This window comes from Bradyrhizobium iriomotense (genome assembly GCF_030160715.1).
GTDB lineage: Bacteria > Pseudomonadota > Alphaproteobacteria > Rhizobiales > Xanthobacteraceae > Bradyrhizobium > Bradyrhizobium iriomotense.
In genome coordinates this window covers 1-7,284 of the sequence record NZ_BSOW01000083.1, presented here as the reverse complement: position 1 = coordinate 7,284, position 7,284 = coordinate 1, and the positions used below count along the sequence as shown (strand labels likewise).

General features: G+C 60.1%; 5 protein-coding genes and 2 pseudogenes. All 7 read left to right on the top strand.

The window, feature by feature from the left end; translation table 11 throughout:
* The coding region (locus tag QQL28_RS45265) for a zinc ribbon domain-containing protein (RefSeq protein ID WP_284276339.1) at window positions 1-236 on the top strand (236 nt) is incomplete at its 5' end.
* Between the two features lie 66 nt (window positions 237-302).
* A pseudogene (locus tag QQL28_RS46435) lies at window positions 303-468 on the top strand (HipA N-terminal domain-containing protein); the annotation flags it as partial.
* A 51-nt stretch (window positions 469-519) separates the two neighbouring features.
* A pseudogene (locus QQL28_RS45250) lies at window positions 520-600 on the top strand (transposase); the annotation flags it as partial.
* A gap of 1,904 nt (window positions 601-2,504) precedes the next feature.
* Window positions 2,505-3,221, top strand: a complete 717-nt coding sequence (locus tag QQL28_RS45245) for a sulfite exporter TauE/SafE family protein (RefSeq protein WP_284276337.1) — start codon at window positions 2,505-2,507, stop codon at window positions 3,219-3,221.
* A 222-nt stretch (window positions 3,222-3,443) separates the two neighbouring features.
* A complete protein-coding gene (locus QQL28_RS45240; protein WP_284276334.1) occupies window positions 3,444-3,998 on the top strand; it encodes a cold-shock protein in 555 nt (184 codons plus the stop codon).
* Between the two features lie 1,228 nt (window positions 3,999-5,226).
* Window positions 5,227-6,627, top strand: coding sequence for an efflux RND transporter periplasmic adaptor subunit (locus QQL28_RS45235; RefSeq protein WP_284276331.1), 1,401 nt, complete (start codon window positions 5,227-5,229; stop codon window positions 6,625-6,627).
* The coding region (locus QQL28_RS45230) for an ABC transporter ATP-binding protein (RefSeq protein WP_284276329.1) at window positions 6,624-7,284 on the top strand (661 nt) is incomplete at its 3' end. The genes QQL28_RS45235 and QQL28_RS45230, both read left to right, overlap by 4 nt.

Here is a 7,284-nt window from a genome sequence, read left to right as displayed (position 1 = left end):
GGTCCATTCTTGAACACGGCTGGCATCAATTCGAAACCTTTCTCGCCTACAAGTTGGAGGCGGCCGGCGGTCGCCTCGTTAAAGTCGATCCGCGCAATACGTCGCGGAAGCCAAGCACGTTTCGCCTGCGACAATTGCGGACACGAGGCGCATGCCGACGTGAACGCAGCCCGCAACATTCTCAGGGCCGGAACGCGGCCCACGGTGGAGATCTCCTTCCGCCGCAAATCTCGTAGAGCCGCTTAAATTAAGGCTCCTCGGAATAATTCCCTCCCGTCAGGGAGGGGAAGACGTTAATCTCGATGCCGCTCGCCGCTGAAGAACATGGTCCTAGTGCCGTACAAGCCTTCCTATGGGGACTTCTGCCGGACAATGAGCGCGTGCTCGATCGTTGCGAAGAAGTTCCAGGTCTCGGCTCGCAACGCCTTTGCCCTCATCTCTAATCTCGGCGAGGACTGCGCCGGAGCTGTACAGTTCGTCACGCACGATCGATTAGAGGCACTCAAATCCGGAGCCGGGTTGTGGTCGCCGTCCTACTTCGCCGGCTCGTGCGGAGGTGCCCCGCTAGCTATCATCGCCGAATACGTTCAGTCCCAAAGGCAACCGCGGCGCCCCGGGGAGGCCTTCAACCTCCGGCGCTGCCGGAGCCGCTATCCCTCCCTAGCCTGAAGGCCGGGGCATCTCGCGGAGGATTAGGTGAACAACTAGTTCTGACTAAATTCTGATCACGAGACCGACGCTATAAACGGTGGACATAACGTCTCAACCTCGGTCGTGCCCGCTAGACGGCCGCAACCGCATCGCACCTCTCGTGCTGAGTGCTACCGGCGTGCTTCATACGCAGCAATCTTGCGATCGCTCCGCCAAAGCTCAATCGCGTAGTCATTTGCAACTTGCCGTACCCGCTCCTTGGCCGCGCCCTCATCAGAACAGATAAACTCTACAAAACCCACAGTATGCCCATCTGGCCCGACGAGGTAGGCCGTGTACCGCTCCATCGAAGCTGTCTCTGGCCGACGGCTCGTGATCATAGCGGTCCTGGTCACCGCACTGTCCGGTAACACGCAACCTGGATTCCGGCGCAAACGTGCACGGCGCAAAGTCCCAAGATTGTTTTTCATTGGTTCACTCCGTGATTGGAGCGCGGCTCCCCGACCAGATCGTGTACGTGAAGTCCGCGCCCTCCCGGTGATCAAACACCCTGGCGTGCCTGCTGGTGACCTTCACCGAAAAAAAAGATAAAGTGTCATGATCAAAGCCGCTGTACGCTCCCAACGGTCTGGGCCTGAGCCGCCAATGCGATCTTACACCTTGGTGAAACATATACGGCAATGAGCCGCCGACTTTGCACTGATTGTCGTAGTCGTATCCGCTCGCCCAATTTGCGTTTACCCACACCCTGATCCTGTTGTACCCACGGGTCTCGTGTTCGTACAAGCTGAGGACCTCGCGGCGGAGCGCGTGAGCAAAGGCGACCGCAGCCGCAGCCGCCCGCATATGCTGTTTCATGTCACCTCACCGCAGATCGTTCGGGGCGGACACAACACGCCGTGACACGTCCGGTCCGCCCCTGCATCACCGGGCCCGGGAGGCGAGACGGTGATGGTGTGCTGGGCGAAGCAAGCTGCGTGCCGACCGCGAAATTGAGGTCTACAGGCGCCTCGCATTGGTGAGCTTATCGCCCGCCTAGTGAAATCGGCTCAAACCCGACAAATTCGCAAAGCTCCTGTCCGATTGTTCGCAAAGGCTGTGGTGTGGATCCTCGGCTTTGCGGGATTTGCCTTCACGGCGTACCGGCGCGCCTGACAATTGCCAGAGGTGTCGCTTCGCCGACACCTGGCCTTTCCTTGTTTCCTCTTACGCCGATTCATTGCGAAGGGGCAGTTCGCCCCAAGCTGCAGAAGTAATGAGCTGGTGCCCGACATCGCTCGCCAGCAGTGAAGCCTCGCTCGCCCCCAGTTGTTCGGGTGATAGCCCCAGGCCGCCCAAGCGAAAGGCGCCGTTAGCGGCAAGCCTCTTCAGTTCTGCCTAGTCGGGCAGGACATCGGCCGCTGGGTGAGAGCTTCAAGGGTCTGGCGACCGTTTTTCCGCGCCTGGTGATGCGGTCAACTACTAAGATTGGCAATTGATGAAGATGGTGGACACATGGCAATCCTACTCAATCAAGCCTGAAGAAACTCAGGATGCAATATAGATGTGGCCGCACAATGAACCTGATAGATGTGCTCACTCGTTGCCTACAGCCATCACTCGCGATCGCGGAAGCCGATGTACGCGCTGGGGCCCTATCAGCCTGGCGTCGCCGAAGTCCATGAACTTCAGGTCCGTCAGCATGACGGAGACAATCGGGAGCGACCTGCGTGCCGGTTGTCGCGACGAAGGCGTGCCAGATCATGCGCTCGGAGCACGCCGCAAACATACAGAGGCAGTTTTTTGCCTCACGATGCAATCGTTGGCCGATTAATCCTTGGAAGGCGGAAAACGTTCGCCAAAGTCGGTGCTGCATGTTTTCTCTGCTTTTGGCCGTCATCTCACTGCTCTACGCGACGGTCGGGCAGGCGGGCGGGACCGCGTTTCTCGGGCTAATGGCGTTCGCCGCTCTTCCGCCAACGGAGATGCGCCCGACAGCGCTTGCACTCAACATTGTTGTGACGACTTATTCGACCTGGGTCTTTAATCGCAACAGATTCGTTGACTGGACAATGCTGCGTCCGCTTTTGTTTTCATCAATGCCGATGGCGCTCGGCGGCGGCCTTATCGTGCTCGGAGATTACATTTACAAGCCAATGACTGGCGTCCTCCTTCTCCTCGCAGGCGCCGTGATGACCTTACGGCGCGATCGCGCCGCGGATCAGCATCGCAAAATCCCGCTCTGGGGTACCGTGAGTGTTGGAGCGATCGTCGGCCTGATTTCTGGCCTGACCGGCGTTGGCGGCGGAGTGTTCTTGGCTCCGACGCTGATTTCACTGAATTGGGCGTCCCCTAAGCAGACCACTGCGCTGTCGAGCCCGTTCATCCTGGCGAATTCCACTATCGGATTGGCCGGAGTTCTTCTCGCCGGCCAATTTCCGTCCTTGCAACTCGGGTCGTATGCCATCGCTGCGCTGGGAGGCTCCATCACAGGAACGGCGATCGGCCTTAAATGGCTGGGTCAAACAGCCACCAGGTTCATCCTCGCAGGAGTTCTGTTCGCCGCCGGGATCCAAATGGTTTTGGTTTGAAGGCCGAGGTCGGTGGAGTTTCCTGAAGCTGGCGGAGAGCTCTAGGAGATGTGGCGTGAATTCCGCAGGTGGCGTTCTTGGTTGCAGTAGACGCTGCGTATCATGTTCGGCAGTTGAGGTCGGGAACGCACGTTGAACAGGTATGGAGATCAATTTCAGCTCGATTTGTCAAAGCTGGATTGAACCCTCTGCCCAGCCTGAATGGATCGGAGTGGAAACATTATGCAAACCACGGCTCAAATCGAATTCGAAAATCTGGCGCCGCCCCCTGGATTGCAAGCCGCCATCGAACGGAACATCTCCGAACTGGAACAACTGTACGGTCGAGCGACGGCGGGACGCATCACCGTGCGAGCCGCGGGTGATCCTCGCGAGCCGGATGGCCAGTGCGACGTAAGCATTCGGCTTGCGCTTCCCAATGGGCGCGAGGTGAATATCGGGTGGACGGTCAAGCGGGATGAGCGGAACGCCGATCTAAGCTCGGCGGTGGACGATGCGTTCAACCGAGTACGCAGCCATCTACGGGAGGACGAGCACCTGATTGGCAGCGGTCAGACAGGGTCCCGGGAAGTAGAGCGGGTTGGCACCGCGGTGCGGATCGATCCAGGCCGCCAGTTCGGGTTCCTCAAGAGCGCAAATAATCAGGAGATCTACTTCAGTTGCATCAGTGTTCTGGAAGCTGGCGCCGAGATCGCTGTCGGAGCGCGCGTTAGCTATATCGAGGAGCTCGGCGAGGACGGTCTGCAGGCCATCGCAGTCAAAGTTTTGGACCAGTGAGCTTAAGCTTCCTGTCACATCCGACAACACACAGCGAAGCGAGGAGCAATTGCCGGGCCATATGTAGGCGGCGGAGCAGCTAAGTCATTGAGAAAGGTCTCGCGTCTTCAGAGCCTGCGGTCTTCCATCCGCGCGTCGGCACCTTCGGCGGCAGCATGCAGTAGGCGCAGATAGTGGTCCCATGTTCTCGATCGAGGGTGAGGGTGCCTCCGGTTCCGATGGCGCTCTATCGGCCACGTCCGGATCGGAGGGGATGTTTCGCGTTGGTGAACCGAGTCTGGGCATCTCGCGGCAGCTCATTCTGTTCGGGCGATGCCAGCGCGCCGAGTGTCCATTTGTGCTTCATGTAACGCGCTACCCAATAGATCAAGCAACCACCCAGCCGCGAGATTCATGCGGGCGAGTTCACTGTTCTTGTGGTTCCTCCGCTCTGGTGGAGCGCGTAGAAAATTGTGCTCGCGGGGGCCCGGTCCATGCAGTGTTCCTTCTGTGCGGCATTTTTTCACCTCTGGAGGCGCTCGGCACGGCATTGATCAGCGTGCCTGATGCCGCTCTCAAAGGTTGCGACGGCGGTGTGCATTTGTTACGAGAATCTCGGCGCCTGTGCATGCCGGCTAAGTCGATCTCACAATATTAGTCGCCGGATTCGCGCGACTCATTAGCGCAGATTATGCCTCATGATATTCTTCCGCGGACATCCGGCGTGGGGAAGGTGATCCGCGCTGGTTTTCTGCGATGGCATTCGCTTGCGCGACGGCATTCGTCTTGAACATGCGAACTCAAACGCGATCTGAAAAAGGTGAAGGCGCCGTCGAGTGAATGGACTACTGTACGATACGTGCGGATCTAAAGCCGCTTCGACGTATTCGGTTTGGACGACGAATGAAGTCACCGATCTGTCACGGCGAATTCGTACACATGCACGATAAAGTTAGTGACATATTGAAAGATCGCCAAGAAAGAGCGCAGGATGAGCTGGCTGCGCGCAACCCGCAATTTTCTTTTTAGCGGGAGTCTCTTTTCGATGTCGCCGTTTCAGAGCAGGATGGTTGAGGAAAGACTGCGGCGATAAGCGCGATCAATTCCAAGAACAGGAGCGGACAAGAAACGGAAAGACTGTTGAAAAGTTCAAAGCAGTGAGTTCATCGCTTTTCTCTCGCGGAACTCGACATCAGGCTTTGTCGGCAACATGATCCACGTTTTGTTTTATTAAGGTCAGATTTTCAAGATGCGTTTTCGTTCAATCATTGCCGCTTTGGGCGGCGTGGCCGTATTCGTCGTTGCCTTGATCGCCGGTACCGTCGACGTGCGCTCGTCGCTTGCCTGGATCAGCAACAAGGTCGATCGCGGGCATGTGATGCCCGAAGCTCCGACCTTCGGCTCCGACCCGCTGATGTTCCGTTACGCCTCGATCCAGCGCGGCAGCATCGAGCAGACGATCGCAGTGACCGGCGCGCTTCAGCCGGTAAAGACGATCGAGGTGGGCTCGCAGCTGTCGGGGCAGATCTCAAAGGTCTACGTCGACTTCAACGACAACGTGCGGAAGGATCAGCCGCTGGCACAGATCGACCCGCGGAGCTTTGCGGCCAAGGTCGACGAAGCCAAGGCGGCGATCGAGATGGCGCGCGCCAATGTCGAGCTGGAGCAGGCCAAGCTCGACCGCGGCAAGATCGACCTGGAGAATGCGAAGGGCACAAGGGCGGTGCTGTCGGCCAAGCTCGACAGCGCCCAGGCCGTCAAGGCGTCGGCGCAGCGAACGCTCCAGCGCAAACTGGCGTTGCAGTCGCAGAACGTGGTGGCGACCACGACGGTCGAGGATGCGCAGACCGATTTCACCGCGCGCCTCGCACAGGAGCGCGAGGCGGAGGTTCTGGTGACGCTGAACGCCTACGCCGTCGAAGGCGCCACCGCCGACGTGCGCCGGATCCAGGCCGAGCTCCTGCAAGCGAGGACGGCGGTGCCGGAGAAGGAGGCTATCCTCCGCGCCGCCGAGGCCGATCTCGACCGCACCATCATCCGCTCTCCGATCGACGGCGTGGTGGTCGGCCGGTTCATCAATGAGGGCCAGACGCTTGCGGTCGGCCTTGAGGCGCGAACCGCCTTCCTGGTGGCGCACCGGCTCGAGGACATGGAGATCCACGCCCAGGTCGACGAGGCGGATATCGGACGGATCGCAGCCGGCCAGCTCGCGCACTTCACGGTCGATTCCTATCCTGACCGCCGCTTCGAAGCGATCGTGCGGCAGGTCCGCAAGGCGCCCAAGACGCAGCAAAATGTGGTCACCTATACGGTCGTGCTGTCGACCTCCAACCTCGATGGCGCGCTGCTTCCCGGCATGACCGCGCTGGTCAAGATCGTGGTCGACCGCCAGGAGAATGTGCTGAAAGTGCCGGTCGCCGCCCTGCGCTTCCAGCCGAACGGCACACCGCCGTCCGAAGCGAAAGGTCGTGACGGCGTATGGCTGCGCACACCCGCGGGCTCGCTCAAACGCGTTGCGGTCACGGTCGGCGCCGGCGCCGAGCAGGTCGCACTCAAGAGCGGCGATCTCACGGAAGGCAGCCAGGTTGCCGTCGGACAAGCGATCCGTTCCGGGGGCATGGAACTGCTCGGAATAAGGTTCGGATCATGACCGCCCTTCCCGCACTCGTCAGCCTCAGATCCGTTTGTCGCACCTACCGGACCGACGGTGTCGCGGTGACCGCAGTGCGCGACGTCAGCTTCGACATCCGGCGCGGTGAAAGTCTTGCCATCATGGGCCCGTCAGGGTCCGGCAAATCGACCCTGATGAACATGATCGGATTGCTCGATCGTCCGAGCGAGGGCGCAATCCTCCTTGAGGGCGGCGACGTCGCCGACCTGCCGGACGACCGCAGATCCGAACTGCGCGCGCACGCCATCGGCTTCGTGTTCCAATCCTACAATCTACTCGCGCGGCACAATGCAGTCGAGAACGTGGCGCTTCCGCTCGTCTATGGCGGCATCCGCCGCAAGCAGCGGATGCTGCGCGCCGAACAGTGTCTCGAGGCGGTCGGCATGCTGCACCGGGCGCGGCATTTTCCACGACAACTGTCCGGCGGCGAGCAGCAGCGCGTTGCGATCGCGCGGGCCCTCGTCGCCTCGCCTGCGATCGTGCTCGCGGACGAGCCGACCGGCGCGCTCGACAGCCGGACCGGCGCCGAGGTTCTGGCTCTGTTCGATGCGCTCCACGACGGCGGCCAGACCGTCGTGATGATCACCCACGATTCCAGCGTGGCCGCGCGCTGCGAACGAACCATTCGCCTGCATG